A 24,272-nucleotide genomic window follows, 5' to 3' on the forward strand; every position below is an offset into this window, starting at 1 on the left:
GTGAACCAACCCAGGGTGGTGTAATATCCGATAGCTCGAAGGAGCGGTGTCCGAGTGGTCTAAGGAGCGCGACTGGAAATCGCGTACTCGCCCAAAAGGCGGGTCGTGGGTTCGAATCCCACCCGCTCCGCCAGATGTGCAAGACAAATGAAATCATGAAAACACCCAAAGATGTAGATGCATATATGATGGAGCATCCGAAGAAGACCGCGAACATGCTCGAGAATGTTCGCCGAGTCATCAAGAAAGCCACATCGAAAAAACAGTTTAAAGCACTCGTCGAAGAAAGAGATAAACAGAATCGAAGAAGGTGGTAATTAGCTGCTCTCAGTGAAATCATAGTAAGCAAATAAAAAAACGCCAGAGAACCGAAAAAGTACAAACTCCACTTTACAACCAAAACATTTTTATACTTTGAGGATTTCATATAAAATAAACTAACATGAGGGTGTCAGTCTTTGGCAATAATGAAAAAGATTTATGAAAAATAGATTCGGCATTTCTAAAAATGTTGTCTTTTTGGGGTTGGTGAGTTTTTTCAATGATGTAGCCTCGGAAATGATTTATCCTATCGTTCCGATTTTTCTGACGAATGTTTTACAAGCACCAGTGTCCATTGTAGGATTAATTGAAGGGATTGCCGAGTCGACCGCAAGCGTTTTGAAGGTCGTATCCGGTTGGCTTTCCGATAAATACCGCAGCAGAAAACCCTTCCTCGTTGCAGGTTATTCGTTTTCAGCGGTCTCTAAAATAATTTTAAGTTTGGCTTATAGTTGGCCTTTTGTTTTATTTGCGAGATTTATCGACCGTTTCGGCAAAGGCGTGCGTACTTCCCCCAGAGACGCTTTGATTGCCGAAAGTTCAGAAAACTCCCTTCGTGGGAGAGCATTCGGATTTCATCGGGCGCTCGATACATTGGGGGCTGTGTTGGGTCCTCTTTTCGCGATTTTGGCAATTCATTTTTTGAATAATAATTTTCGTTTGATTTTTTTCCTCGCCTTTATCCCTGCGAGTATCGGAGTTCTTTTACTCCTACTTTTTGTTGCAGAAAAAAGAAAAGAGATTCATCTTTCTCCCGATCTTAATTTCAACTGGCGAAATTTCGATTCTTCTTTTAAGATTTTTTTGTTCATCAGTTTCATCTTTGCTTTGGGAAACAGTTCCGACGCTTTTTTAATATTGCGAGCGCAAAATTTAGGTCTCTCCGTAGTGTCAGTCATACTTGCTTATGTGCTTTTTAATTTCTTTTACGCGGTTGCTTCGACACCCGCAGGAATGATTTCCGACAAAGTCGGACCGAAAAAAATTCTTCTTATCGGTTTTTTCCTCTTCTCTGCTGTGTATCTTTTCTTCGGCCTCGCGAACGCGAGCATTCTGCTTTGGTTCCTTTTTCCGTTTTACGGAATTTATATGGCTCTTACCGAAGGAGTGGGAAAGGCTTATATCTCTAATTTAGTTCCTCAAGAAAAGACGGGAACCGCTTTTGGTATCTATCAAACGACAATCGGACTCTGTACGTTTCTTGCCTCATTAATTGCAGGGCTGCTTTGGACGCACGTCGGTGCGAGCGCGCCATTTATTTTCGGAAGCGTGATGGCAATAATCTCCGGTTTTTTGTTTATTATTTTAGAAGCAAAAATAAAACCTGTAAAAATATAAAACTCGGGGAAGCTTGAACGTTGAATTATTGAATATTGAATATTTATAATTAGGATTATCTCAAGGAAGGTGAGAATTATGGCGAAACAATCTGAGAGCATCACGGGAAAGAACTTCGATAAACCGGATGAAACGCGACGTCCTTTCGAAAAAGGCAAAATCGATGTCATTACCGTCGGTGGTTTGACATTCTATCGTGAGACGCTCGATCCCGGCTGGCAATGGTCGAAACATGTCAAGCCTGTCGTGGGTGGAGAAAGTTGCCAGAAATTCCATGTGAAAATATTCCTCGCGGGACGACAACGCGTCCGAATGGACGACGGCACCGAAATGGAGTTCGGTCCGGGTGATGTCGCTATAATGCAACCCGGGCATGACGCTTGGGTCGTAGGTGACGAGCCGAATGTCTTGATCGAGCTCGCAGACGTCGTCAAGCGACCAGAATAAAGGTTAACGTCTAAAAGAATTTCTCAACAGATGCTCTGCACCTCTTAGAGAATTTGCTTTCCTGAAATCTCTTTTCGCTTGCTTCCATACGAGGCGGGTAGAGAGAAGTTTTCCGAGAGTTCTGCCCGAATCGAGCATGTTGAAAAAAACCGATTCGGGTATATTTGCCCATCGGGGTAAAAAAGCATCTTGGAGGTGGTCATGAACCCAGTAAGCGAATTCAGAGAAATTATCCTGCAATACGATTTGAACAAGCACCCGTTTTATGTCGCCTGGCGTGAGGGGACTTTGCCCATCGAGAAACTTCAGCGATACGCGCATGATTACGGGAAGTTCATCGCGAGTATTCCGAAGGCTTGGGAAACGCTTTCTGAAAATCGAATCGCTAACGAAGAACGCTATCATGTTTCCTTATGGGAAGAGTTTCGAAACGCGGTAGACGAAAAAGTCGGAAGAAGAATTTCTTTCTCCTCGATTCCTGAAATGGAAGAGCTTTGCATGGAAGCGGAGCGCTGTTTCAAAAAACCAGCGGAGTCGTTAGGAGCCTTATACGCTTTCGAATATCAACAGCCCGGAACTTCGAAAACGAAATTGGAAGGGCTTCGAAAGTTTTATCACCTCGAAGAAAACGGTGAAAAGTATTTCGAGGTTCACGAAAACGATTTCGCAGAGCCGAAATTATTGGAAAAGAGAATCAAGAAACTACAGAATCGGGACTACCTTTGTGCGAAGATTGCATGTTCCCGAATGAGTGCATCGATTTGGAGAGCCTTGGACGGCTTGATGAGAGAAGAACCAGCGAAGATAAGAGTTTAAGTTTTACAATTTTTCAACTGGTTTCGCTACGAGATGTCGTCGCGCCTTACAGCGCTCCTACATGTTATTGATTTTGCCGGGCTTGGTTAAAGAAACAATCAATCCTTCAATGTAAATGGATTGAAATCGGTGTTTCTGTCGTAATAATCCTCCTTCTCCGCACGCTTCAGAAAATTTACAACGAGGTATGTAATCGGAGTCCAAAAGACTTCGACGGAAACTTTGAATAAGAAATTGAATAGAACGACTTGAAACATTTTTTCGGTTGACCAAATTCCGTAAAAGGCAAAAGGGTAAAAGATTAAACTGTCTGCACCTTGTCCGACTGCGGTGGAGGTAATCGTCCGTGTCCACAAGAATCTTCCCTTCGTCCATACTTTCATTTTCGCCATGACATAGGAATTCAAAAAATCTCCGACCCAGTATGCAATCATCGAACCGACAACGATTCTCCATGTATTTCCGAAAACGACTTCGAGCGCAGGTTGAATTTTTTCGTTGAATGGTTCACCAGGGTCAGGAGGCAAGTGGATGACGACTGCGCCCATCAGAGCAGCGAAGCCTAATGCGATAAAACCAGCCCAAATGACTTTTCTCGCTCGCGCGTATCCATAGACTTCCGTGAGAACATCCCCGAAGATGTAACTAATGGGGAAGAAAATATTTCCCGCTCCGAAAGTGATTCCGAAGAGTTTGCATACCTTTCCGGGTCCTATTAGATTCGAACAAAGAAGCACCGTTACGAACCCAGCCATAATCAGTTCGTAATATTTATAGTGTTTCGTTTGTGTCCTTTGTTGTGTTGCTCTTTTAGCTCGCATACTGTTTAGCGAATAGATCTTAATTTAGAGACGAATTCGAAACCCTATTTTTTTTGTGAAAAAAATTATGGATATGATACCGATAATCTCCTTCTCCCGTTCCCGAGTTCTACTCCGACGACCGAATCAATAATAAATTCGTTCTAAACAATCGTTCTATTAGTAAAACGCTTCGCTCACAGGTCATCCCTACGAAAAATGGAAAGGGATAATTTATGCTTTTCGCATCACTCCATAAATACAACCATTCATCTTTCTAAAATCGCTTCTGCGTCTATTGTGATGTATACATCGTCTCCCACGACCTTTCCACCATCGAGTGTCTCTGCGTCCCAACTCACTCCGAAATCGTGACGATTGAAGACTGTCTCCGCATAAAATCCGATTCTATAATCATCGAACGGAGAATGAACCTTACCATTGAAACGTACGGCGAGGGTAACTGTTCTCGTTACTCCCCGAATCGTCAAATCCCCCATCACTTTGTATTGATATTTGCCAGTAAGAATGACTTTCGTGGAGCGGAATTCTATGAGAGGATGATTCTGCGTGTCGAGAAAATGGTCACTCCGCAAATGTGCATCTCTTTCCTCTTCGTGTGTGCATAAGTTTTGAGCGTAAACTTTTGCTTCTGTATATGCTTCTTGTGGTTTTTCGGGGTCGAACTCGAGAAATCCTTCGATGTTTTTGAGATGTCCACGAACGTCCGTCACCATCATATGGCGCACGCAAAACTCTGCTGCGGTGTGACCGGGTTCGAACCTCCATCGCGCCATAAAATTGCTACGCTCGATGCACTATACCTCGAATCGCATTCGAGCGAGCGATTTCAATAGAAAGGTAATAGGATTCGAAACTGCAACTTTTAGAGATCGAAAATCTGCTCTTTATTAGAAACTCGGGTTACTGTAAACGCTTTGTCTTTTACTTTTCACAAATGATGCACTCGAAATGACTTTTCTTTGCGCAGAAGAAGTGGCTTGCAATTCGAAAAGAAGTTACGACCCTTTCGAGTTACCGCCTCGCGTCCACTAAAACGCGAAGCCATTTTTCGGATAAGAACTCGGTCGCAACCCCACCGCTGCTTTTGCTGGAGTGAATGAAATATCCGTTGCCGATGTATATTCCGGTGTGAGTGATTCTGGTTCGCCCCCCGTCTGTGAAATACAAACGATCGCCCATTTCTAATTGATCCAATCGCGCGACAGGCATTCCCACCGTCGCCTGCTCTTCCGCAGTTCTGGGTAACCGTATCCCGAATTGTTTATATAACTCTTGCACGAATCCGCTGCAGTCTACACCGCTTCGCAAATCGGTGCCCCCCCATTTATACGGCGTACCTATGTATTTCATCGCCTCGCTGATGAGTTGGCTTTGCCAACTTCCGTTGCGTGAAACCATCGCCTGACCGGATATACGAAATTCGTTCACAGAAGTCTCTGGCTTTATCCCCACCTCGAAAGGAAGTCTATCTACATATTTCGCTTGTATATATCCATTGCTCCCGTCCGCCATAACTACAGTTGCCCATTCCGAAGTGAGATTGCGCAAAACTACGTATTGTTCGTTTTTCGCTTTGCAAAGAACTCTCGAGCGCACGTTCGGTTTCAGATAAATCGGCACGTCTTCTTGATTCACTTGCCCCAATTTCCCGATTTTCGCACGCTCGGGGTTTCTGTTTTGGGCATTTTGTGCATCCGAAAAAGGAGCAGCGAAAATCATCAAAAGAAATAGCCAAGCGAAGAGCAAACTGCGTCCTTTAGCCATATTAACTCCCAGAAAACCTCTCGACCATAAGATTTAAAAGCCTATTCACAGTGTCGGTAGTTCTCGCTGAAAAGTTCACCTCAATTCCTTCTGCCATAGCGAAAAAGCGAATTCCCCGGAATTTCAACTTGGTTGCTGTCCTTTTTGATTCAACCTTTCTTCCAATTCTTGTAATTGAGCCTCTACAGTTTCCGTTGTTGCCGGAGTCGCCTCTGTCGCAGGGGCAAGCCCCAGTCTTTCTTCGAGTTTTTTCAGTTCCTCGTCTGCGGCAGCGTCCAATGCCATATCCTCCATCTTCATGAGTTTGCCTTGGATGCTTTCCTGTGCCAACTCTTGACGGGCGGCTGCTTCGCTTCGCGCCTGTCGGATACGCTCCGCCGCAGCCTCGAACGAACCGAACTGCGCTTCTGTTGTGAATTCGTCGAGTGTCTTGCTCAGAGCGGACTCTATTTGAGCCTGTTTATACTGCGCCTTCATTGCCAATGCTTCTGCAGTCCGACGGCGCACTTCCTCCTCCTGACGACGAATTGCGAGTTTCACCTGTTCGACAGCGGTGTTCGCCTGGGCGAGGGAGGCTCTCAGGCTCTCCAAAGTCGCCTGGTAATTCGCCTTTTCGCGCAGAAGTTGTCGTGCAAGGTCCCGATTGCCGAGTTTCAAGGCTTGAATCGCTTGAGCCTCGAGATTGTTCACTTTGCGCACGTGTTCATCGACCATCGCTTGCAAGTTATTTCGTTGGGTGATGGCTTGTATCGCCCGTTCCTTATTCGCCTGCAAGGTTTCTTGCATTTCGCGACGGGCTTGGTCGAGCATCAGGTCGGGGTCTTCGAGCCTGTTCATCAAGCGATTGAAAATCGCTTTGAGCCAGGCAAAAAATCTTCGCATGTAGGTTTGCTCCTCCTGCTTTTTCAGCATTATACTGCGATAACGACTTGCGGGCTTCACTTACCGGTAAACTTCTATCGTGCAATTCTGCGCTGCATCGGTGCAACTCGCCCCATTCAAAGGCAGAATCGAAGAAAACCTCAACCGAATAGCCGAGGCAGCCCTTCGCTGTTCCGAGGAAGGCGCTGAACTCGTAGTTTTTCCAGAAACCATAACCACGGGATACTTTTTGGAGGGGGGTGTGGCGGAATTATCAATGACATCTCAGGAACTCGTGGAGAGGCTGCATCGTGCACTAAAATCATGCGCGGGAAATAAAACATTCCAAAAAGATTTAGACATCATTCTCGGTTTCTACGAAGAAGAAGATGGGATTTTTTATAACTCGGGGGCGCATATAAATTTTCAAAAAGGCAATCCTGCGCTTTTACATGTCCATAAGAAATTTTTTCTTCCTACTTATGGCGTTTTCGACGAGGAACGATTCGTTGCGAGGGGGAAAAAAATCCAGACGTATCCCACGAGATTCGGTCCATTCGCCATTCTGATTTGCGAGGACGTATGGCACAGTATTTCGGCTACGATTGCGGCGCTAAAAGGTGCAGAAGTAATTGCGGTTTTGGCTGCATCACCGGTTCGCGGAGTTTCTTCAACAAAATACGATAATTTAGAACGCTACGAAAGGATGTTGCGAGCAATCGGTGAAGAACACGGCGTTTGGGTCATCAATAGTATGTTGGTAGGTTTCGAGGGGGGGAAAGGGTTTTGTGGCGGAAGCATTATCGTGGACCCATTCGGAAAGATACGTGCGCAAGGACCATTAGCGGAGGAATTCATTCTCATAGCGGATATCGATTTAGACGAAATTCCGGTGGCTCGCCAACAGTTTCCAGCCCTCGCTGATTTGCGAAGCGTGTTAGATAACATCATCGAACAATTTCAAGAATGTGAAATGCAATGTTAGAAGTTTCGCGATTGCCGATTATTCGGGCGCGCAAAACTGACCCGGAGTCCGACGAAAATCTTCGTATAAACCCCGAGTTAGTCACCGATTTCTTAGTTCGCTTTTTGCGTGACGAGTGCATCCGCAGGCGTGGGGTATCGCGTGCTGTGGTGGGGGTTTCTGGGGGGGTGGATTCTTCGGTTACTACCTGTTTATGTGTTCGCGCTTTCGGAGCGGAAAATGTTTTTGCTTTTCGATTGCCTTACAAGACGAGTTCTCCGGAAAGTTTGACGCATGCGCAAATGCTCATCGAAATGCTCGGGGTTCCATCCCGCACGATTGAAATCACTCCGATGGCGGATGGTTACTTGCAAAATGCCGAGCCCGATGCCGACCCACGACGCATCGGCAATGTCTGCGCGCGATGTCGCATGGTTATTCTTTTCGACCAGAGTATGAAGCTTCATGCGCTTCCTATAGGAACGAGTAACAAGACGGAAAGGATGTTCGGATATTTCACATGGCATGCAGACGATGCCCCCCCCATAAACCCGTTAGGAGACTTATTTAAAACTCAAGTGTATAAATTGGCGCGATACCTCGGAGTACCGAAGCTGATTCTCGAAAAACCTCCCAGTGCGGATTTAGTCGTAGGACAAACTACAGAGGGCGATTGGGGAATTTCGATTCCGGTGGCAGACAGGATTCTCGCTTTGCTTTTGTTAGGATATCGCGAGAAGCAAATCGTAAGAAAAGGGTTTCGAGAAGAAGACGTTCGCATCGTAAAACGGATGGTGGATTCCACGCATTGGAAGCGCAAAATGCCAACCGTCGCAATGATTTCTACGAGCGCGATTGGAGAATACTATTTAAGACCAGTGGATTATTGACGTCTATGCTTTGGATGACGATCTATGTCGGTATTTCTCGGGACGATGATCAAGCGAGCGATATAGAAAACCGCGACGAGAATCCCAATCCATAAAATAATCGACGAACCCGTAGGCCAATCCCATCGCTGAGAAAAAACTAAACCAATGAACGAACCCAACCATCCTAAGGCGATAGCCAAGAGCGCCGCTACGACCATGGATTCAATCCATAAAAGAGACGCCACAGCCGGCATAACGAGCCAAGTGAAAACCACGAAAACACCTGCGACTTTCACCGAAGAGGCGACGACGAAACCTAACAAACCATAAAAGACGAAATCCAAAATGATTGCCTTGATGCCTTTAGGCGCGTTTACACTATTGAGGGTCATTGCTGAAATGGGTTTCCAAAGAATCGCCATTACGAACAAAATCACCGCATAAATAATCGCAGTGTTTATAATTTCACGCTGTGTGATGAAAAGGAGCGTCCCCCCCAAAATATCTCGCAGTTCCTCGACTCCGTGTGGTGTAGGTTCGAGAAGAATAATCGCCCATGCAGAAGCGACGACGTAGATGATTCCGATGATAGCCTCGTGAGGAACGCGCGGGAGGCGTCTTCGCGTCAAAGCAATAAGCAACGCTCCTAAAAGAGCAAATCCGACAGCATAACTGTGCGCTTCGAAAGATTGAGGGTTTTTGCCGGAATGAATCGCAAGCGCCATCCCTAATGCTGCGATTTGCGCAATCGCTAAATCAATGAAAATCAATCCACGACGCACGATATGTAGTCCGAACAACGCATGCACCGGCGACATGACAAGCATCCCGATACAGGCGGGACCCATGAGCATCCAGAAATCCTTCCAGTTCATGGGTCTAAGAAAAAGCCTCTCTGAGTCTCGAGATTATCGTATCGAACAGGGAGAAATAATCTTTCGCGGAAGAATCATGCCCTATGTTTCCAGGAAGGATTACGACTTTGGCTCCGATTCTGCTCGCGACGAAGTTCGCATGACGCGTCGAATAAAAAGGCTCTTGAATGATCACTCTCACATTCTCTTCTTGGGCACGCCTCATCAAACTCGCTAAATGCCCCGGTGTCGGTTCGATGCCCGGCTTGGGTTCTAATTCACCGATAGAACGCAAATCGAAACGATTGATGAAATACACAAAACTGCGATGATAAGTGATGATAGTTTTTCCTCGAAAGACCTGCGAGGCTTTGACCCATCCACCCAAAAGATTCATCGACCCTACCTTTCGCAATTGTTCGAAAAGTTCGCCATTCCTTTCCCATTGCCAAAGTTCTTCTCCGCCGTATTTTTCGACTAACGCATCTCCAAACATTTTTCGGTCTAATTTGTCTATGAAATTTCGCGCGCCTTTTTTGTAGTCACCTGCATTAGAGGTATCTAATGCAGACATGCGCTCTGCGATTCTTTGAGCTACAACTCTTCCGTTATAAGGGTCGAGCCAAATGTGGGGATTTCCATACGGATGAATGTCACCTTGAGCACGTGTTACGGTTCCAGTGGGTCTATCTAAAACTAACGCTCCTTCCGAGGCATACAAGTGTCCCAATGCACCTATGCGGACATGCGAATTACGACTTCCATCTAAAAGCACACGTTCATAACCTATTTCCAAATCCAATCCTATGGCGATAAAAAGGTCAGCTCGCGAGATTTGGCTCATATAACTCGGTTTTGCTTCGATGCGGTGGGGGTCGCGCGCGCCGGTTACGATAGATTTTACAGAAACGTTTTTCCCACCTACGTAAGAAGCAATCGAAGCAAGATCGGGAGTCGTTGTAACAACGTTTAGTTTCGCAAAGGATTGCCCCCCAACAAAAAGGGCTATCACAACAGAAAATATTCGCTTGGATTTCATTACAAACCTCCTAATACTTATGCGCCGGATGCACCCCGATAATCCATTGAAACTGCAAAGTGAAAACGTTTCCACTCGCATCAAAATTACTATCCACGTTCTGCCATTGGAAACGCCAATGATGAAACTCTGTAATTTTATTTGTAACGCCTACTGTCCATGCTTTCCTTATATTTTGCGTTCCTGGAATTTCGCTGTAATCGTATTTCCCTAAAACAAACCATCGGGGGGCTACTTGGTACGTGAGAGAAGCGAAGGTGCCGAATTTAGTGGAATCACCCGGGATTCCGCTCTTCGCCCAGTAAGCCTCTGTTTCCAACTCTATAGACTTCCCCACAATTCCAGGCTGCCATTTCATCGTCCAATCTGTACCGTATATCTGGGCGCGTTTTCCCTCTGTGACAGAAGGACCGTTCGCATAGGAAAGCCCTAATTGTGCGGATAAATCATTGGAAAAATCGAAAAACGTTCGAATATGAGAAACCCATACTGGCTTGCTTGTGCCTGTTCCAGCGAATAAAGTAGACTCATGGGGGTCTAACGTCTCCAACGCTATTTCCAAATAGTGCTCCATGGGAAAGAGATAGCTTATCGAGATACCAGGAGCTCGGAATCCTTCCTCACCAAAAAAATCTGTTATCACAAAGGGGAAATCCAAATAATTCAGTTGGTCTTTATGATTGCGGTTTACCCTTCCTATTGCCGCAGCCAATTTCCCTGCCTTTGCTTGAAATCCTGCGCCGAGGTTTGTATACCATCCGAAGACTTCTTCAATTTCAGCCTCAGGCTCTCGCTCACCATTTTCTTTCTCCTCCTCTCCGAAAGTGATATACGCTTCGACGCGTAAGAAAGGGTCAGCATCCGCAGCCAAACCCACTTCAATTTCCTCAATGCTCGCTCTTTCGTTTTCTTGGTCTATCTCATTTTGCAAAACATAGCGCGTATCACCTACAACGCTAATCTGGGGATTGAAGTAGTTGGGATTTTGAGGAGCAACCTGCGATCCTTGCTGGAGATTCCCAAAATAGGTTGAGAGAATGCTTAGCGTAGCTCCCAACGGCAAAACGATTACATTAGTCGGCATCCAAATCCTCCATACAGCCACTCAACGGGCAATACCGCCAAGGGTAATCATTATAGCAATATTATTGCAATAAATTTTCATTGCTCGGAAATGGTGAAAACGATTTTCCCTGCCTTCCCACCAATCATCAATTCCATAGCCTCAATAAAGTTGCTATAAGGAAACCGATGGGTGATAATCGGCTCTAAATTCAATTTCCCTCCCTCTAACAATTGGGTCATCCTGTCCCACGTATCCCAGAGCCTTCGCCCTATGATGCATTGGATTTCCACCCCTTTGAAAATCAGATCGTTCGCACGGAAATTGACGAAGTCGCTGCTATATAACCCTAGAAGGCTTATCCTTCCCCCCGGACGTACCATGGATACAGCCAAGTCTAAGGCGTCCGGATGACCGGACATTTCCAAGACGCCATCTACTCCCTCTGGATAAGCATCTTGCAACGCTTCGAGAGTTCCTTTACTCGTCAAATAGGAAGGGTTCAAAATCACATCTGCACCGAGTTTCCTCGCGATATTCAAGCGGTATTCGCTAACTTCGGTAACGGCGACACTTTTTGCGCAGGAAGCCTTGCAAACTGCAAGGGCGAAAAGCCCGATCGGACCCATGCCTGTAATCAAAATATCCTGACCCTCCACGGGACCTGCAAAAACAGTGTGAACGGCGTTGCCAAGAGGATCTTGAACACACGCAATTTCCAAAGGAACCGACTTCGGTACTTTACGTGCATTGGCTTCTGGAATTACCACATAGGGGGCGAACCCGCCATCCACATCCACTCCCAAAATTTTCGTATTCACACATACATGCGCCTGTCCGTTCAAGCATTGTTTGCATTTCCCACAAACGATATGGGATTCACTCGCGACAGGATCCCCTGGTTTCAAGTTGGTTACACCCTCTCCGACTTCTTCGACGATTCCGCTGAACTCATGCCCGATGATTCTCGGAGGTTTTATCCTTTCCGCAGCGAAAGGATCCCATCTATAAATGTGTGCATCCGTTCCACAAATGCTCCCGTATCGGACTCGGACTTTCACATGACCTGGACGCAAAGTCGGCTCGGGAACATCGAGAAAATCCAATCCAGGAGCAGGTTTGCTTTTTACTATGGCTTTCAATTTTCTGTTCGGATTCTACTATCTACACGAATCTTTTGCAGCCCATAAGAAGCCTCTTTTCATAATCGTTCGAGGAGGTTCGACTTCGATAACCTTCCGCTGATGTCCCAAAGAGCAATAAAAGACGCGTCCTAACCCGTACATTTTCGTCCACACGACCGGCATATCTACTTCACCGTTCGTAACGTGAGGTCCTGGAACTGTCGGAAATCGCGTCGTTGCCAGCACTTTTATTGCAGGGTCTATGTGCATGTAATATTGTTCCGAACAGACTTCGAAGTCGGGAATTCCGTCGGTTATCGGATGAGAGATATCGCGTCGGATATTCACCCAGTATCGAACTCCATCGTTTCCGGGGTGAGCGACCCATTGCCCCCCCGTCATGAATTGCCATTCCGTACTTTCGCGAAAACTGTCGCACATTCCTCCATGACATCCTGCGAGTCCTACGCCGTCTTCTGCGACCGCTTTCAATACGGGCTGTAACTGTTCGTGCTCGATACGCCCCATCGTCCAAATCGGAATAATGAGAGAAAGTCGTGATAGTTTTTCATAGTCTTTGAAAACATCTAACGTATCCGATATTTCCACTTCGAAGTTTTCTTCTCGGAGAATATCGAAAAAAAGTTGCGCTACCAAATCGGGTTGATGCCCTTCCCATCCTCCCCAAACGATTAATGCACGTTTAGGTTCCATCACTTTACGAATTCTACACGAGATGGGTCATTAAAAAAATTGCTTATCGGAAAGAGCCGCTAACGCTAATCCCGAATCTTTCCATCCATATCCACATTAGGGAAAAAGTCATATTTTTTCCTTGGAGATTGAGTAATGCGTGGGATTTTCTCCCATCGTTCATAAGCAACAACCCTATATCGTCGCGCAATTTGAGATTCGCACCGAAAGGGAAATTGAAGCCGCTTTCGAATTCCGAATAATTAATCGAAAAGTAAGGTGCAACGGGCGAGCCAGGAAGGCTTTTTGCTATCGTAAGATAATAAGACTGATATCCTCTCGGTGTGCCGATTCTATCGCTCGATGTTCCGAGAGTGAGCAGAGGGCGAAAGGAGGTCTCCGTTGCGAGGATTAGGTTTGCCAAAGGATTAATTTCGTCGGTCGCAGGATTAAACTCGAACCCCAGTTGGGCTCGAGGCGTGAATGCATACATCGCCGTAAAGCGCCAACGAGGACGGTCGAGCTCGGTATCTACGAAACGACCTGAAAAGGAAAATTCTTTTTCTCGAAACTCACCCGAACCGAGGAGTCGCCCTTCACCGGGTCAGCCCGTTCAGGTCGGGACTTGAGTGTCGTTATGCTTATGCTGGTCTTGGGCGAAGACGGATAAAGCTGTCGAAAACAACAACCCAAGAACAAAGAAAGACTTCATGAGGTTATTATGTTCCATAGACTCAAATTTCTCAGGATTCGATTTTGGAATCGCTAAAGCACAAGCACGTATAATACGGATTGATGGCGAAAATAGATCCTTTCAACGCAAAAGACGAATTAGAAACACCTCTCGGTAAGCGTGCTTACTATAAGTTACAATCCGTCGAGAAATTAGGAGACGTTACATCTCTCCCCTATTCGCTCCGCATTCTTTTAGAAACTTGTCTTCGTAATCTCGATGGACATATAGTGACGGAAAAGCACATCGAGGCTATTCTCAAGGGGTCACAAACCGATATTCCGTTCTTTCCGGCGCGGGTAGTTCTGCAAGATTTTACGGGCGTTCCCGTACTCGTGGATTTAGCCTCAATGCGTAGCGCTATCGGAAAACTCGGGGGGGATGCTAAAAAGGTCAATCCGTTAGTTCCATCCGATTTGGTCATTGACCATTCGGTGCAGGTTGATGCGTTCAATTCGCGCGAAGCGTTGGAAATTAATACACGTTTCGAAGTGGAAAGGAATCGAGAGCGTTACAAATTTTTGAAATGGGGTCAATCTGCATTCGATAACATGCGCATTGTCCCCCCCGCAACGGGCATCGTTCATCAGGTTAACCTCGAATATTTGGGAAAAGTCGTTTGGGACGATGGCAAAACACTTTTTCCGGATTCGCTTATCGGAACGGATTCCCATACGACTATGATAAATGGTTTAGGGATTTTAGGATGGGGAGTGGGGGGGATTGAAGCAGAAGCCGTGATGTTAGGCGAACCGTATTACATGCTCCTTCCGGAAGTCGTAGGATTTCGTCTCGTCAATGAATTGCCGACAGGTTCGACCGCGACCGATTTGGTTTTGACGATAACGAAGATGCTACGCGACCACGGAGTCGTCGGAAAGTTCGTCGAATTTTTCGGTCCCGGCCTGATGAATATGCCCGTTGCGAATCGAGCGACGATTGCGAACATGGCTCCCGAATACGGAGCTACTGCCGCTTACTTTCCGATCGATGAAAGATGTTTGGAATATTTAGACTTGACGGGTCGCCCTAAAGAATTGATCGATACGGTCGAGCGTTACGCGAAAGAACAAATGCTATGGTACGAAGATGCGCAAAAAGTTCGTTATTCGTCCGTTTTGGAGTTAGACCTTTCTATCATAGAGCCGAGTTTAGCAGGACCTAAGCGACCTCAAGACCTCGTTCTTTTGCGTGAAATGAAAAAGAGTTGGCATAAAGCGCTCGAAACGCTTTTCGCAAAACCACCATCGCCAAGCGCCACGCTCAATGACGAGCGATGGCTCACAGAAGGGGGGGCGCCAACGGCTCCGACCGTTGTCATGGAGGACGAAGAATCCGCCGCTTGGGTTCAATTCGAAGGAGCGCGATTTCAGTTAAAGCACGGTGATGTCGTTATCGCGGCGATTACCTCTTGCACGAATACGAGCAATCCCGAAGTGATGGTTGGGGCAGGTTTGCTCGCTCGGAAAGCGCGTGCGAAGGGTCTAACGAGGAAGCCGTGGGTAAAAACTTCTTTAGCGCCGGGTTCGAAAGTCGTTACGGAATACTTAGGAAAGGCGGGGCTTATGGAAGACCTCGAAGCGACGGGCTTTTATCTCGTTGGTTATGGATGTACAACATGTATCGGAAATTCAGGACCTTTGCCGGAAGAAATCAGCAAAGCGATTCGTGAACACGAGCTCGTTACGGTTGCGGTGCTTTCAGGGAATCGCAATTTCGAAGGAAGAATCAATCCCGACGTCCGAGGAAATTATTTGGCATCCCCACCTTTGGTCGTCGCTTATGCCATAGCAGGAACGGTCGATATAGATTTGCTTAACGAACCGCTCGGAAAAGATAAAGAGGGGAATCCCGTTTTCCTGCGCGATATATGGCCTTCGCAGCAAGAAATTTACGATACGATGAAGGAATGCATCTCGCGTGAGCAGTTCATTCGTCAGTACGCGCATGTATTCGAAGGTTCGAAGGAATGGCAAGAAATTCCCATAGAGGGGGGGCTACTTTATGATTGGCCAGAGAGTACCTACATCAAAAATCCACCGTATTTCGATGAGATTTCAGCGGAAGTTCCCCCCCTAAAGCCGATTCGCGGAGCGAGATGTTTGGTAAAACTCGGCGATTCGATAACGACCGATCATATCTCGCCTGCTGGTTCGATTAAAGTAGACAGTCCTGCTGGAAAATATCTTATCGAATTGGGAGTCAAACCGCACGAATTCAACAGTTACGGGTCACGACGAGGAAATCATGAAGTAATGATGCGTGGCACGTTCGCCAATGTTCGATTGCGAAATCAACTCGTTCCAGAAAAAGAAGGAGGTTGGACATTAGATTTCACGGATAATACGGTGAAATCCATTTATGATGCAGCGATGAATTATCGTGCGAAAGGAATACCTCTCATCGTTTTAGCGGGGAAAGATTATGGAATGGGTTCCTCGCGCGATTGGGCGGCGAAAGGAACAGCGCTTTTGGGCGTAAAAGCGGTGATTGCAGAGTCGTACGAGCGCATCCACCGCAGCAACTTAGTGGGAATGGGAGTTTTGCCGCTCGCATTTTTGCCAGGGGAGAATGTAGCGAGTTTGGGATTAACGGGTAGAGAAATTTTCGATATCGAAATGGGAAACACCATCGAGCCGGGAAAAAGGATTACCGTTCGCGCGCAGCGAGAGGACGGTTCGCGTTTGGAATTCGAAACGATTTGCCGGATAGACTTACCTGTCGAGGTCGAGTACTACCGTCATGGCGGCATTTTGCCGATGGTCTTGAGGAAATTAACGAAGAATTGAGTAATCGAAAATTTAGAGAAAATATGATCCAATCCCTCGAATATCTACCAGCCAGTGAAAGTGTGGTATAATAAATTATGAACAAAGAAGGTGTACTTAGTCTCCTTCTTTTTTCATTGTTCATCTGCTCGGCTCAAATGGAGGAGTTGACCCCTATCACCTTTCATGTTAGCGGTTTCACGTGACCTTCCTGAGCACGCCCCGTGGAAGCGGGACTCCGCCAGTTGGGTGGAATAGAAAACATAAAAATCAACGTCGAGACCAAGCACGTTCAGTTCAACTTCGACGCTAAAAAACACTCCCTTCAAGAATTGTTAAAGGCTATAGAAGGCGAATCAGGACGTTTCAGCGCGCGATTGCTGTTGCAATTCAAATCGAAGAGTATCACCGAAGAAGATTTTCTAAAATTGAAAAACGCACTCGTTCGCATCAAAGGTGTGAGAAGCGTGGGAGAACCCGATAAATCCCGAACGATAATGATCACCCTAAAAAAAGATGAGAGAACTTTTTTACAAGAAATTCTCGACACTTCGGAAAAAGTGGGCATTCCCTTGCAAAATCCGATAAAAGAGGAGAAATTGGCAGCATGCAATCAGAATTTATCGCAAATCTAACTAAACCAATAAGGAGAAGACAATGAAAACAAAAATAACCATCGTACTCGGAATAGCAATGCTATTCCTGGTTTCATCCGTCTATGCAGCCTCTCAATACTCGAACGAGAAGCAAAGCAAACAAGACAAGTCGAAAACATGGAGCATCAAAGCTGACTACATCGAAGCCTGTTCCTGTAATATGTTCTGTATGTGCTATTTCAATACGCATCCTGACGGCGAGATGTTTTGTGAATTCAACAACGTCATCAAAGTCGCCAGTGGACATTACGGGAATACCAAGTTGGATGGAGTTTTATTTTGGATGGCAGGTGACTTAGGAGGCGATTTCACGAAGAACGCCAAATGGGTAGCTCTTTACTTCGATCCGAAAACCACGAAAGAGCAACGCGAAGCCATTCAAAACATCATCCTAAAAATTTATCCCGTGCCAGGAGTGGATAAGTTCATCGTGGATGAAGCTCCCATCGTTTGGAAGAAAGAAGGCAATAACGGTTATGCAAAACTCGGAGACGGCATAGCCGAAGTGGTACTTACAGGAATAACCGATGCCAATGGAAAACCAACGGTCATAAACAACCTCAAATATTGGGGTGCCGAAAAGAATAATGGATTCGTGCTGGCTTACAGCAAACATTATTTCAAAGGCCATGGATACGACTACGCCCATGAAAGACGAAATGGCTTTTTCATTCACATCGAGTCTTCCGGAACTTTGGAAAAGTAATTTTCCGTAAAGGAATATGCATCAGCCCGGTTGAAAAATCGGGCTTTTTTATCGTGTTTTATCGTAATAGGAACGACTTCATTATTCGAACTCTGAACCGTCGTTCAAAAGCAATACCTGAATCGGTTCGTCTTGAAAATTTTCCGCGAACCACTCCGGGTATTCCGTATGCACCGGGAGAAGTTTTTCTGGTTGTATTTCTTTTATCATCCAAAGCAAATCCTCTTCGCTGATGTGTCCGCTTGCACTAAGGGGGTCATCGAATACAGGCTCGTTTTTTTCACTATCCCACCGAAAACCGTGTAATTCCATCCCGAAAAACTCTATCCAATTATTCAAACGCCAGAAGTCTATCTTCTGATCTTCTCCGTATGCTTCCGATGAAGAGTAAATATAAACAGCACCGTAAGGTTGGATATCCGACATCTCGTTCATATCCCAAAAACTGAAAGCGAGTATGTATTTCCCCGGATTTTCACGAACTTCACCGCTATGAACGAGCCTCGGTTGACATTCCTGTCGAAAAGCATTCTCCCAGCCATCGAGTTTGGCTTTTACCTCATCGTAAAAAACTAAATCATCACTGCAGATGGAATCATAACGAGGATTGGCTGTGTAAAGCGCCTGCAACATGAAGCCATCTTTCACGGGCACGGCGAGTTTGCGCTTCGTCTCTTTCGCGATTCGCAAGAACGAATCCAAACGCTCGAAATGCCTGCCTGCGAAATCCGCAATGACCAGTTTCCCATACGATTTTTCCACTATCGCTCGACATCGCTCGAAAACTTCTTCCTCTGAAAGATTTTTTTGTTCTTCATTTTCTTTTTTTCTTCCTAAACGTGTTCCTTCCACAATCAGAAGATAAGGCTTTTGTTTCGCCATTTCTTCTACGAACTTCCGTGTTTCTTCTTTGTAGCGTCCGTGTATTCGCAAATCACCGGTATAAACGATGAGACCACGTTCCGTTTCGAAAGCGAACGCGACTGCTCCCGGAATGGAATGGTCCACAGGGAAAGCTCGGAATTTTACCGCGCCGATGGAATCACCGGAAACTTCGATAGGGGGGGTATCTAAACCTTTTTTCCCTGTAGGGTTAGGTGGTGTTTGCCAGAATTCGCGAAGTTCGTTCGTCAATGGAAAAACGGACAAAAACTGCCTTCCGATATGGTCACCATCTGCTACTAATGCACGATCGTCTATTTTACAGTCATGTTTTCTTATTGAAAAATACACTAAATCGCTGTGGATTCCTTTGCTACTTCCACTGACTTGATATCCTTTCAAAATTGCGGCAGTCTCCGGTGATGTATATATGGGAATTTCCGGATGCAGAAGGCCTATCAAACCGGCATGGTCGAGATGTGCATGCGACAAAAATAATCCTTGCACGTCGAGCCTTCCATTCCAAGATGGATGGAAATCATTAGGAATACAGTCCTCGCGATATAAGCCATCGAATTTCGGAATCAAATCGAGTGTCCAATAATCCACCAATCCTCTCGCGCCGCGAGGATTCAAAAACTCTTCGAAATAACGATTCCACTTCGAATAATTGATGCCGAAATCGAGCAGGATTCCCGTGTCTTTTTCTTGAAGGAAAAGTTTTGTTCCCCCGATACATCGGGTTCCTTCCATTATCAGTAGCCTCATTTTTCTCCTCCACTCGATTATATCCAAGAAAAAGTGCGACGAAGGGGTTATGAATGCACTGCACTCAGCGTTAAAGAGAAAAACAAAAAAGGAGGCCTCATGGCAGTAAACGTAGAACTTCAAGAATGCATAGACAGTTGTACCGAATGTGCAGATGCATGTCGAACATGTGCGGATGCCTGTCGAGGTATGGAAGGCATGGAGCAATGCGTGGCACTCTGCGAAGAGTGTGCGAAGACTTGCGAGCGTTGCATCCAAGCGATGAACAAAGGCTCTACAGCCGAATGTGAAAATTGCGCCGACATATGCGAGCAATGCGCCGCCGAGTGCGAAAAGCATGATATGCCCGAATGCCAAGTTTGCGCGCAGTCTTGCCGAGTTTGCGCAGAGGAATGTCGAAGTATGGCAGCAACGGCAGGATAAACTCGAAAGTTCGGTAAATTCTTTAGGAGCATTCGATTTTATAAACCCCCTTCGTTGGGTTCCCCCTGCTTCGCAAGGGGAACCGTTTTTTAACTTTGCTCGTTTTTTTTCAAAATAATCATTCTTTTCGAACATATGCATGAGACTATGTTCCGTTGTGGTTTTAGAATAAATGGTTTCTCTTTGCGAAGCGAAGAGGGGAGATTTTTTAAGCGTTTTTTCTTCGCGCCTTACGGCGCTCCTACAGGATTTATTTCTTTTACTGGATTTGCTTCTTTTCTCGAATTCCGACGACGAAATCCGCAACGCCTGCGCTCACTCGCCTTTCGTTCGTTTCTGAAGGCACTGGCACTGTAACGAGTGTGATTCCATCCATCCCTGTGCGACGCTTTATTCTAAAATTGATTCCCTTGCGGTACATCACATGGCCATTTCCTGCTAAAATCACGAATACGGTTTTTCCCGAACGATATCGTTCGTTGTAATAGCGAATCGCACTATCCGCCATCGCTTCATCCCAAAGGACTTGCCCTCTGTACACATTCTCCAACGACGCATCACCGGGATGCCCCCCCATGAGCGCTCGAAACACTTCGAAATGTTCTGCATCACTCATATAAGGTTCAGGTAACTGCGACTTCGCTTCCGGAGAAAGCGCTTCCCATCCACTGCGACTCACCGTTCGCACCCAATCTCTCGGAATGTTGAGCGCAATCATTCGGAGTTTTTCCTTTCGCGCGATCTCGAAAATCGGACGATACAGCGCATAGTCCATTCCCCACTGCCGTTTCCAATCCACTTTTTCTAAAAATTCTTCTTCCGAAAATTTCCCCAAAGTCCATAAATCGAGGATGGGCTGCTTTTCTCGTTGCAGCATTTCGAGTCCGATGACGACTTCCCTTCCGTGCTCGACCAGAGCACCGATAATCAAAGTTTGCCAACGATGGGAATCGGCATTGTCGTGCTCTTCTCCGATGTAAACGAAACTTTTTCCATCTACAGCAGCGGCAATTTCTTGTAGCGTTGCTCTTTTTCCATCGGGAGTACGATACGCATTGTTCGCTCTCACTACGATTCTTTCAGAAGAGCCGATGCTCAAAAGCCATGGGTCGGTTTCCGGTTGTTGCATCATTGCTTGGAAAAATAACAAAGGAATCATTTTTCGGATTCTCCTTCGATGACGATTCGACTGAAATCCCCTAACTTGCGGAACAGACTATCCAAATAAGCGAGCATTTTCAAGCGATTATCCCGCAATTTCTCGTTATCGACCATAACCATCACTTGGTCGAAGAAATCGGCGATGGGCTTTTGTAAAGAGCGAAAAACTTTCGCCATCCCTTCGTAATCTTCGCGTTGTTCCAGTTCGAGAATTTCTTTTTCTGCGGCAATTGTCGCCTCGAGTAATTTCTTTTCACAGGGGTGTTCGAAAAGTTTCTCGGATACGTCTTCTTTCGAAGGTGTTTCGGGAAGCGAGATGCCCTTTTTTCTCGCTGCGTGGACGATATTGGCAGGTCTTTTTCCTGTTCGCAGGAAGGGGATGTCGTCTATGTATTTTTGAAAAACCTTCGCCCTTGCAAGAAAACGCGGTGTAGTGTCGGCGGCATGAACAGCCCAAACCGCATCTCGCACGTCATAACGAATTTCGGGAAACATCGCTTCGTATCTGCCATATAGAATTTCACGGAAGGATTCTCGAATCGTTTCATCCGAGGAAAGAGTAACTCCCCCCTCGCGAAGGACTTCGACTGCTTTCATGACGATAGATTCTGCGGAAATTCGAGGAAAATGCGGATAGGATTGCAATTCGACGAGTTTCGTTACGGCGGCGCGAATTCCATATGGGTCGCTGCTCCCTTTGGGAATTTCTCCGATTCCTAAAAATCCTGCAACCCGTTCCGCAGAATCTACACTGCATAACAAATTTGCAGCGATTTCCCCCCCGGATTTCGGCTCCGGAACGCCTTCATAATGATGATAAATCGCCTTCCATGCGATTTCTGGAAATCCTTCGCGCTGGGCATACAAACCGCCGACGATTCCTTGGAGTTCGGGAAACTCGCTCACCAGTCCTGTGCTGAGGTCCGCTTTGCAATAACGGGCAGCCAATTCACACGGACCTCGCTCTTCGTGTGTGCGAAAAACTTCTTCCGCGATCCACCTCATCAAAGCGACTAAACGCTCTGCGCGTTCGTATACCGTTCCTAAGCGTTCTTGAAAAAGGATGTTCTTAGTTTTTTCTAAAAACTCTTCGAGAGTTTGACGGCGGTCCTCCTCAAAAAAGAATAGCGCGTCATTGAATCGCGCATTGAGAACCCATTCGTTTCCTGCGCGCACGACATCGGGTTCCCCCCCATTGGAAATACTGATAAAACGATTCGTTAGGTTTTCTTCTTTATCGAAAACCGGGAAAAATCGTTCGTGTTTGGACATTGCAGTAATCAATACCTCCTGAGGAAGTTCCAAAAATTCTTTTTGGAAAGTTCCCTCGATGGCGATGGGATGCTCCGTCAGAAAAACGTTCTCTTCTACAAGAGGACAAAACCACGGATATTTCTTAAGTTCTTCGATACTCTTTTTCATTAAAGTGGAACAAGAATCCAAGATTCGCGCCTTTCTTTCTTCTGGGTCAGGTTCTACGTAACGTTTACGCAGTCCTTCGACTAATGAGCGGCAGTCCGAAACCTCGAATTCTTCCGGACACAAGAACCGATGACCACGTGAACGATTCGACGAATGAACCGATTCCAGTTCGAAAGGAACGATTTCGCCATCGAACACCGATACGATCCATCGTATGGGACGAGCGAAACGCATACGTCCACCCCCCCAGCGCATCGTCTTTTCGAAAGTTATGGATTGAATCGAGTCGGATATTATTTCTCCTAAAATTTCACGTGCCGGTTTTCCGGGAACATGCACGACTGCCCACACATAGTTTTCGCGAGTTTGCACATTTTTCGGTTCGATTCCCAAAGACTTGCAAAAACCCAATAATGCTGGAGACGGTGACCCGTCGGCAAGGTAGGCAGATTTCAGTGAAGGACCTCGGCGCTCGAGAGTACGGTCGCTTTGTATCGCTTTGACATTGGCGATTGCTGCAATGAGGCGGCGAGGTGTACACAGTTCTCGGGAAGTAGTCCGCTCCGCTGCTCCTTCGAGCAAGGTCGCCTCTTGCATATTTCTTTCGAGGGCTTCGAAAAGTTGCCGATTAGCGTTTCGAATGGCATGAGCAGGCAGTTCCTCACACCCTACTTCGACGAGCAACTCAGGCATTGCAAGATATTACCATGAAACGGTTGGCGCTTGAATCTTCTTCTCCACCTCGAAATTTCGACATTCTTTAGCCCCCCCCTATTATTCGTAACGAACCGCTACAATTATTTTTCCCTAAATTTTTTAGGAGCACCGTAAGGCGCGATACATCTACAAGGTATGACATTATAAAATCGGTTCTTTACCTGTAATCCTTCTAAAAATCTCGAAATACCGCGCTCGCGTTTCTTCGACCACCTCAGCAGGCAACTCGGGTCCTGGGGGGGTCTTGTCCCAATGAATGCTCTCAAGGTAATCACGAATGAACTGCTTATCCAAACTCTCCGGTGGTTCACCTGGTTTGTAATCCGCTTTCGACCAAAATCGAGAACTGTCGGGTGTCAGCGCTTCGTCAATCCAAACGATTTCGCCATTCCTTTCTCCGAATTCGAATTTCGTATCCACCAAAAGAATCCCGGCGTTCGCACAGATTTCTCTCGCTTCGTCGAACAAACGTAGAGTGATATCACGAAGTTTTTCTGCAATCTCCTTCCCTACGATTTTTTTCGCTTCCTCGAAGTCTATGTTTTCGTCATGTCCCGATTGCGCCTTCGTGGCAGGAGTGAATATCGTTTCCGGAAGTTCGTCTCCTTTGCGTAAGCCTTTGGGAAGAAAGATTCCGTGAATCGCCGCCCCGTTTTCTACCCCCCCCGCCTCAAGATATTCTTTGTAAAGCGAACCTGTAATAAACCTTCGCGCGACGCATTCTAAAAGGTAAGGCTCGCACTTTTCCACCAGCATGCATCGCCCTCGAAACTGTGTTTCGTCGTAGTCCTGCCCCAACCGCCGCGCGATTTCTTCGTCATCAATCGTTATCATGTGATGCCTTACGATATGCTCCAATTTTCGAAACCAAAATGCGCTAAGCTGGTTCAGAATCTTTCCTTTATCCGGTATTCCCGTCGGCAAAACAACGTCGAATGCACTGACCCTATCCGTTGCGACCATCAAGAGCTCATCGCCCAAATCGAAAATCTCGCGCACCTTTCCCGAACGTATTGGACGTAAAGTGGGTGAAGAAATCTGCGTAATAGAGAGCAT

24 protein-coding genes and 1 tRNA gene are annotated in these 24,272 nt (G+C 46.3%); 11 read left to right on the plus strand and 14 right to left on the minus strand.

All coding sequences use genetic code 11. The features are described 5' to 3' along the window. Positions 1-40: 40 nt before the first annotated feature. The 5 genes from VNK96_04930 to VNK96_04950 all read left to right on the plus strand — a co-directional run bounded on the left by VNK96_04930 (position 41) and on the right by VNK96_04950 (position 2,922). Positions 41-133, plus strand: a tRNA-Ser gene (locus VNK96_04930). Positions 134-155: 22 nt separating this feature from the next. After that, positions 156-317, plus strand: coding sequence for a hypothetical protein (locus tag VNK96_04935; GenBank protein ID HWP31054.1), 162 nt, complete (start codon positions 156-158; stop codon positions 315-317). A gap of 163 nt (positions 318-480) precedes the next feature. Further along, entirely contained in the window at positions 481-1,659 is a 1,179-nt protein-coding gene (locus VNK96_04940) for an MFS transporter (GenBank protein HWP31055.1), read from the plus strand. A gap of 78 nt (positions 1,660-1,737) precedes the next feature. Continuing rightward, entirely contained in the window at positions 1,738-2,106 is a 369-nt protein-coding gene (locus VNK96_04945; GenBank protein HWP31056.1) for a cupin domain-containing protein, read from the plus strand. Positions 2,107-2,307: 201 nt separating this feature from the next. Then, positions 2,308-2,922 carry a hypothetical protein gene (locus VNK96_04950; GenBank protein ID HWP31057.1) on the plus strand — a complete coding sequence of 205 codons (615 nt, stop codon included), beginning with the start codon at positions 2,308-2,310 and terminating at the stop codon, positions 2,920-2,922. Positions 2,923-3,020: 98 nt separating this feature from the next. On the opposite strand, the gene VNK96_04955 is transcribed toward VNK96_04950, so the two are convergent. The 4 genes from VNK96_04955 to VNK96_04970 form a co-directional block, all read right to left on the minus strand. Further along, positions 3,021-3,743, minus strand: a complete 723-nt coding sequence (locus VNK96_04955) for a queuosine precursor transporter (GenBank protein HWP31058.1) — start codon at positions 3,741-3,743, stop codon at positions 3,021-3,023. Positions 3,744-3,991: 248 nt separating this feature from the next. Beyond that, on the minus strand, positions 3,992-4,519 hold the full coding sequence (locus tag VNK96_04960) for a YceI family protein (GenBank protein ID HWP31059.1): 528 nt from the start codon (positions 4,517-4,519) through the stop codon (positions 3,992-3,994). A 238-nt stretch (positions 4,520-4,757) separates the two neighbouring features. Next, positions 4,758-5,510 (minus strand): C40 family peptidase, encoded by a 753-nt coding sequence (locus VNK96_04965; GenBank protein ID HWP31060.1) that lies wholly within the window; start codon positions 5,508-5,510, stop codon positions 4,758-4,760. Positions 5,511-5,633: 123 nt separating this feature from the next. After that, entirely contained in the window at positions 5,634-6,392 is a 759-nt protein-coding gene (locus VNK96_04970) for a PspA/IM30 family protein (GenBank protein HWP31061.1), read from the minus strand. Between the two features lie 79 nt (positions 6,393-6,471). Between VNK96_04970 and VNK96_04975 the strand changes: the two genes are divergently transcribed. Both VNK96_04975 and VNK96_04980 read left to right on the plus strand, forming a co-directional pair. Then, positions 6,472-7,356, plus strand: coding sequence for a nitrilase-related carbon-nitrogen hydrolase (locus tag VNK96_04975; protein ID HWP31062.1), 885 nt, complete (start codon positions 6,472-6,474; stop codon positions 7,354-7,356). Further along, positions 7,350-8,225 carry an NAD+ synthase gene (locus VNK96_04980; GenBank protein ID HWP31063.1) on the plus strand — a complete coding sequence of 292 codons (876 nt, stop codon included), beginning with the start codon at positions 7,350-7,352 and terminating at the stop codon, positions 8,223-8,225. The genes VNK96_04975 and VNK96_04980 overlap by 7 nt, the downstream gene beginning before the upstream one ends. Here the strand turns inward: VNK96_04980 and VNK96_04985 are convergent. The 6 genes from VNK96_04985 to VNK96_05010 all read right to left on the minus strand — a co-directional run bounded on the left by VNK96_04985 (position 8,219) and on the right by VNK96_05010 (position 13,404). Continuing rightward, positions 8,219-9,061, minus strand: coding sequence for a metal ABC transporter permease (locus VNK96_04985; GenBank protein ID HWP31064.1), 843 nt, complete (start codon positions 9,059-9,061; stop codon positions 8,219-8,221). The genes VNK96_04980 and VNK96_04985 overlap by 7 nt on opposite strands. Before the next feature lie 25 nt (positions 9,062-9,086). After that, on the minus strand, positions 9,087-10,100 hold the full coding sequence (locus VNK96_04990) for a metal ABC transporter substrate-binding protein (protein HWP31065.1): 1,014 nt from the start codon (positions 10,098-10,100) through the stop codon (positions 9,087-9,089). Positions 10,101-10,110: 10 nt separating this feature from the next. Beyond that, entirely contained in the window at positions 10,111-11,184 is a 1,074-nt protein-coding gene (locus VNK96_04995) for a hypothetical protein (GenBank protein HWP31066.1), read from the minus strand. A 77-nt stretch (positions 11,185-11,261) separates the two neighbouring features. Then, a complete protein-coding gene (tdh, locus tag VNK96_05000; protein HWP31067.1) occupies positions 11,262-12,305 on the minus strand; it encodes an L-threonine 3-dehydrogenase in 1,044 nt (347 codons plus the stop codon). 18 nt (positions 12,306-12,323) lie between these two features. Beyond that, positions 12,324-13,001, minus strand: a complete 678-nt coding sequence (locus VNK96_05005) for a ThuA domain-containing protein (GenBank protein ID HWP31068.1) — start codon at positions 12,999-13,001, stop codon at positions 12,324-12,326. Positions 13,002-13,044: 43 nt separating this feature from the next. Further along, positions 13,045-13,404, minus strand: a complete 360-nt coding sequence (locus VNK96_05010) for a hypothetical protein (GenBank protein HWP31069.1) — start codon at positions 13,402-13,404, stop codon at positions 13,045-13,047. A gap of 371 nt (positions 13,405-13,775) precedes the next feature. Here VNK96_05010 and acnA point away from each other — a divergent pair, with 371 nt between their 5' ends. The 3 genes from acnA (at position 13,776) to VNK96_05025 (ending at position 17,843) form a co-directional block, all read left to right on the plus strand. Continuing rightward, positions 13,776-16,502, plus strand: a complete 2,727-nt coding sequence (gene acnA, locus VNK96_05015; GenBank protein ID HWP31070.1) for an aconitate hydratase AcnA — start codon at positions 13,776-13,778, stop codon at positions 16,500-16,502. A 203-nt stretch (positions 16,503-16,705) separates the two neighbouring features. Beyond that, the gene (locus VNK96_05020) at positions 16,706-17,116 is read left to right on the plus strand and encodes a hypothetical protein (protein ID HWP31071.1); all 411 of its coding nucleotides are present in this window, start codon (positions 16,706-16,708) and stop codon (positions 17,114-17,116) included. 22 nt (positions 17,117-17,138) lie between these two features. Continuing rightward, positions 17,139-17,843 (plus strand): DUF1326 domain-containing protein, encoded by a 705-nt coding sequence (locus VNK96_05025; protein ID HWP31072.1) that lies wholly within the window; start codon positions 17,139-17,141, stop codon positions 17,841-17,843. Between the two features lie 81 nt (positions 17,844-17,924). Here the strand turns inward: VNK96_05025 and VNK96_05030 are convergent, their stop codons facing one another. Continuing rightward, positions 17,925-19,493: an MBL fold metallo-hydrolase RNA specificity domain-containing protein gene (locus VNK96_05030; protein HWP31073.1), complete on the minus strand. Its 1,569-nt coding sequence runs from the start codon at positions 19,491-19,493 to the stop codon at positions 17,925-17,927. Positions 19,494-19,592: 99 nt separating this feature from the next. Here VNK96_05030 and VNK96_05035 point away from each other — a divergent pair, with 99 nt between their 5' ends. Then, complete coding sequence (locus VNK96_05035; protein HWP31074.1) at positions 19,593-19,916, plus strand: four-helix bundle copper-binding protein; 324 nt, start codon at positions 19,593-19,595, stop codon at positions 19,914-19,916. A gap of 259 nt (positions 19,917-20,175) precedes the next feature. On the opposite strand, the gene VNK96_05040 is transcribed toward VNK96_05035, so the two are convergent. The 3 genes from VNK96_05040 to VNK96_05050 form a co-directional block, all read right to left on the minus strand. Beyond that, a complete protein-coding gene (locus tag VNK96_05040) occupies positions 20,176-21,075 on the minus strand; it encodes a ChaN family lipoprotein (GenBank protein ID HWP31075.1) in 900 nt (299 codons plus the stop codon). Continuing rightward, entirely contained in the window at positions 21,072-23,192 is a 2,121-nt protein-coding gene (glyS, locus tag VNK96_05045) for a glycine--tRNA ligase subunit beta (GenBank protein ID HWP31076.1), read from the minus strand. The genes VNK96_05040 and glyS overlap by 4 nt, the downstream gene beginning before the upstream one ends. 165 nt (positions 23,193-23,357) lie before the next feature. Continuing rightward, positions 23,358-24,272 (minus strand): phosphoribosylaminoimidazolesuccinocarboxamide synthase, encoded by a 915-nt coding sequence (locus VNK96_05050; protein HWP31077.1) that lies wholly within the window; start codon positions 24,270-24,272, stop codon positions 23,358-23,360.

Source organism: Fimbriimonadales bacterium, from assembly GCA_035559795.1.
In the GTDB taxonomy this organism is placed as follows: Bacteria; Armatimonadota; Fimbriimonadia; order Fimbriimonadales; family ATM1; genus DATMAR01.

Bases quoted from the DNA above. Each gene is read 5' to 3' on its own strand.
- VNK96_04995 (HWP31066.1), bottom strand. From the start codon at position 11,184: ATGCCGACTAATGTAATCGTTTTGCCGTTGGGAGCTACGCTAAGCATT.
- VNK96_04955 (HWP31058.1), bottom strand. From the start codon at position 3,743: ATGCGAGCTAAAAGAGCAACACAACAAAGGACACAAACGAAACACTAT.
- VNK96_05030 (HWP31073.1), bottom strand. From the start codon at position 19,493: ATGAGGCTACTGATAATGGAAGGAACCCGATGTATCGGGGGAACAAAA.
- VNK96_04985 (HWP31064.1), bottom strand. From the start codon at position 9,061: ATGCTCATGGGTCCCGCCTGTATCGGGATGCTTGTCATGTCGCCGGTG.
- VNK96_05035 (HWP31074.1), top strand. From the start codon at position 19,593: ATGGCAGTAAACGTAGAACTTCAAGAATGCATAGACAGTTGTACCGAA.
- VNK96_04940 (HWP31055.1), top strand. From the start codon at position 481: ATGAAAAATAGATTCGGCATTTCTAAAAATGTTGTCTTTTTGGGGTTG.
- glyS (HWP31076.1), bottom strand. From the start codon at position 23,192: ATGCCTGAGTTGCTCGTCGAAGTAGGGTGTGAGGAACTGCCTGCTCAT.
- VNK96_04945 (HWP31056.1), top strand. From the start codon at position 1,738: ATGGCGAAACAATCTGAGAGCATCACGGGAAAGAACTTCGATAAACCG.
- VNK96_04935 (HWP31054.1), top strand. From the start codon at position 156: ATGAAAACACCCAAAGATGTAGATGCATATATGATGGAGCATCCGAAG.
- VNK96_05005 (HWP31068.1), bottom strand. From the start codon at position 13,001: ATGGAACCTAAACGTGCATTAATCGTTTGGGGAGGATGGGAAGGGCAT.
- VNK96_04965 (HWP31060.1), bottom strand. From the start codon at position 5,510: ATGGCTAAAGGACGCAGTTTGCTCTTCGCTTGGCTATTTCTTTTGATG.
- VNK96_04960 (HWP31059.1), bottom strand. From the start codon at position 4,519: ATGGCGCGATGGAGGTTCGAACCCGGTCACACCGCAGCAGAGTTTTGC.
- VNK96_05050 (HWP31077.1), bottom strand. From the start codon at position 24,272: ATGCTCTCTATTACGCAGATTTCTTCACCCACTTTACGTCCAATACGT.
- VNK96_04980 (HWP31063.1), top strand. From the start codon at position 7,350: ATGTTAGAAGTTTCGCGATTGCCGATTATTCGGGCGCGCAAAACTGAC.
- VNK96_04970 (HWP31061.1), bottom strand. From the start codon at position 6,392: ATGCGAAGATTTTTTGCCTGGCTCAAAGCGATTTTCAATCGCTTGATG.
- VNK96_04990 (HWP31065.1), bottom strand. From the start codon at position 10,100: ATGAAATCCAAGCGAATATTTTCTGTTGTGATAGCCCTTTTTGTTGGG.
- acnA (HWP31070.1), top strand. From the start codon at position 13,776: ATGGCGAAAATAGATCCTTTCAACGCAAAAGACGAATTAGAAACACCT.
- VNK96_04950 (HWP31057.1), top strand. From the start codon at position 2,308: ATGAACCCAGTAAGCGAATTCAGAGAAATTATCCTGCAATACGATTTG.
- VNK96_05040 (HWP31075.1), bottom strand. From the start codon at position 21,075: ATGATTCCTTTGTTATTTTTCCAAGCAATGATGCAACAACCGGAAACC.
- VNK96_05025 (HWP31072.1), top strand. From the start codon at position 17,139: ATGAAAACAAAAATAACCATCGTACTCGGAATAGCAATGCTATTCCTG.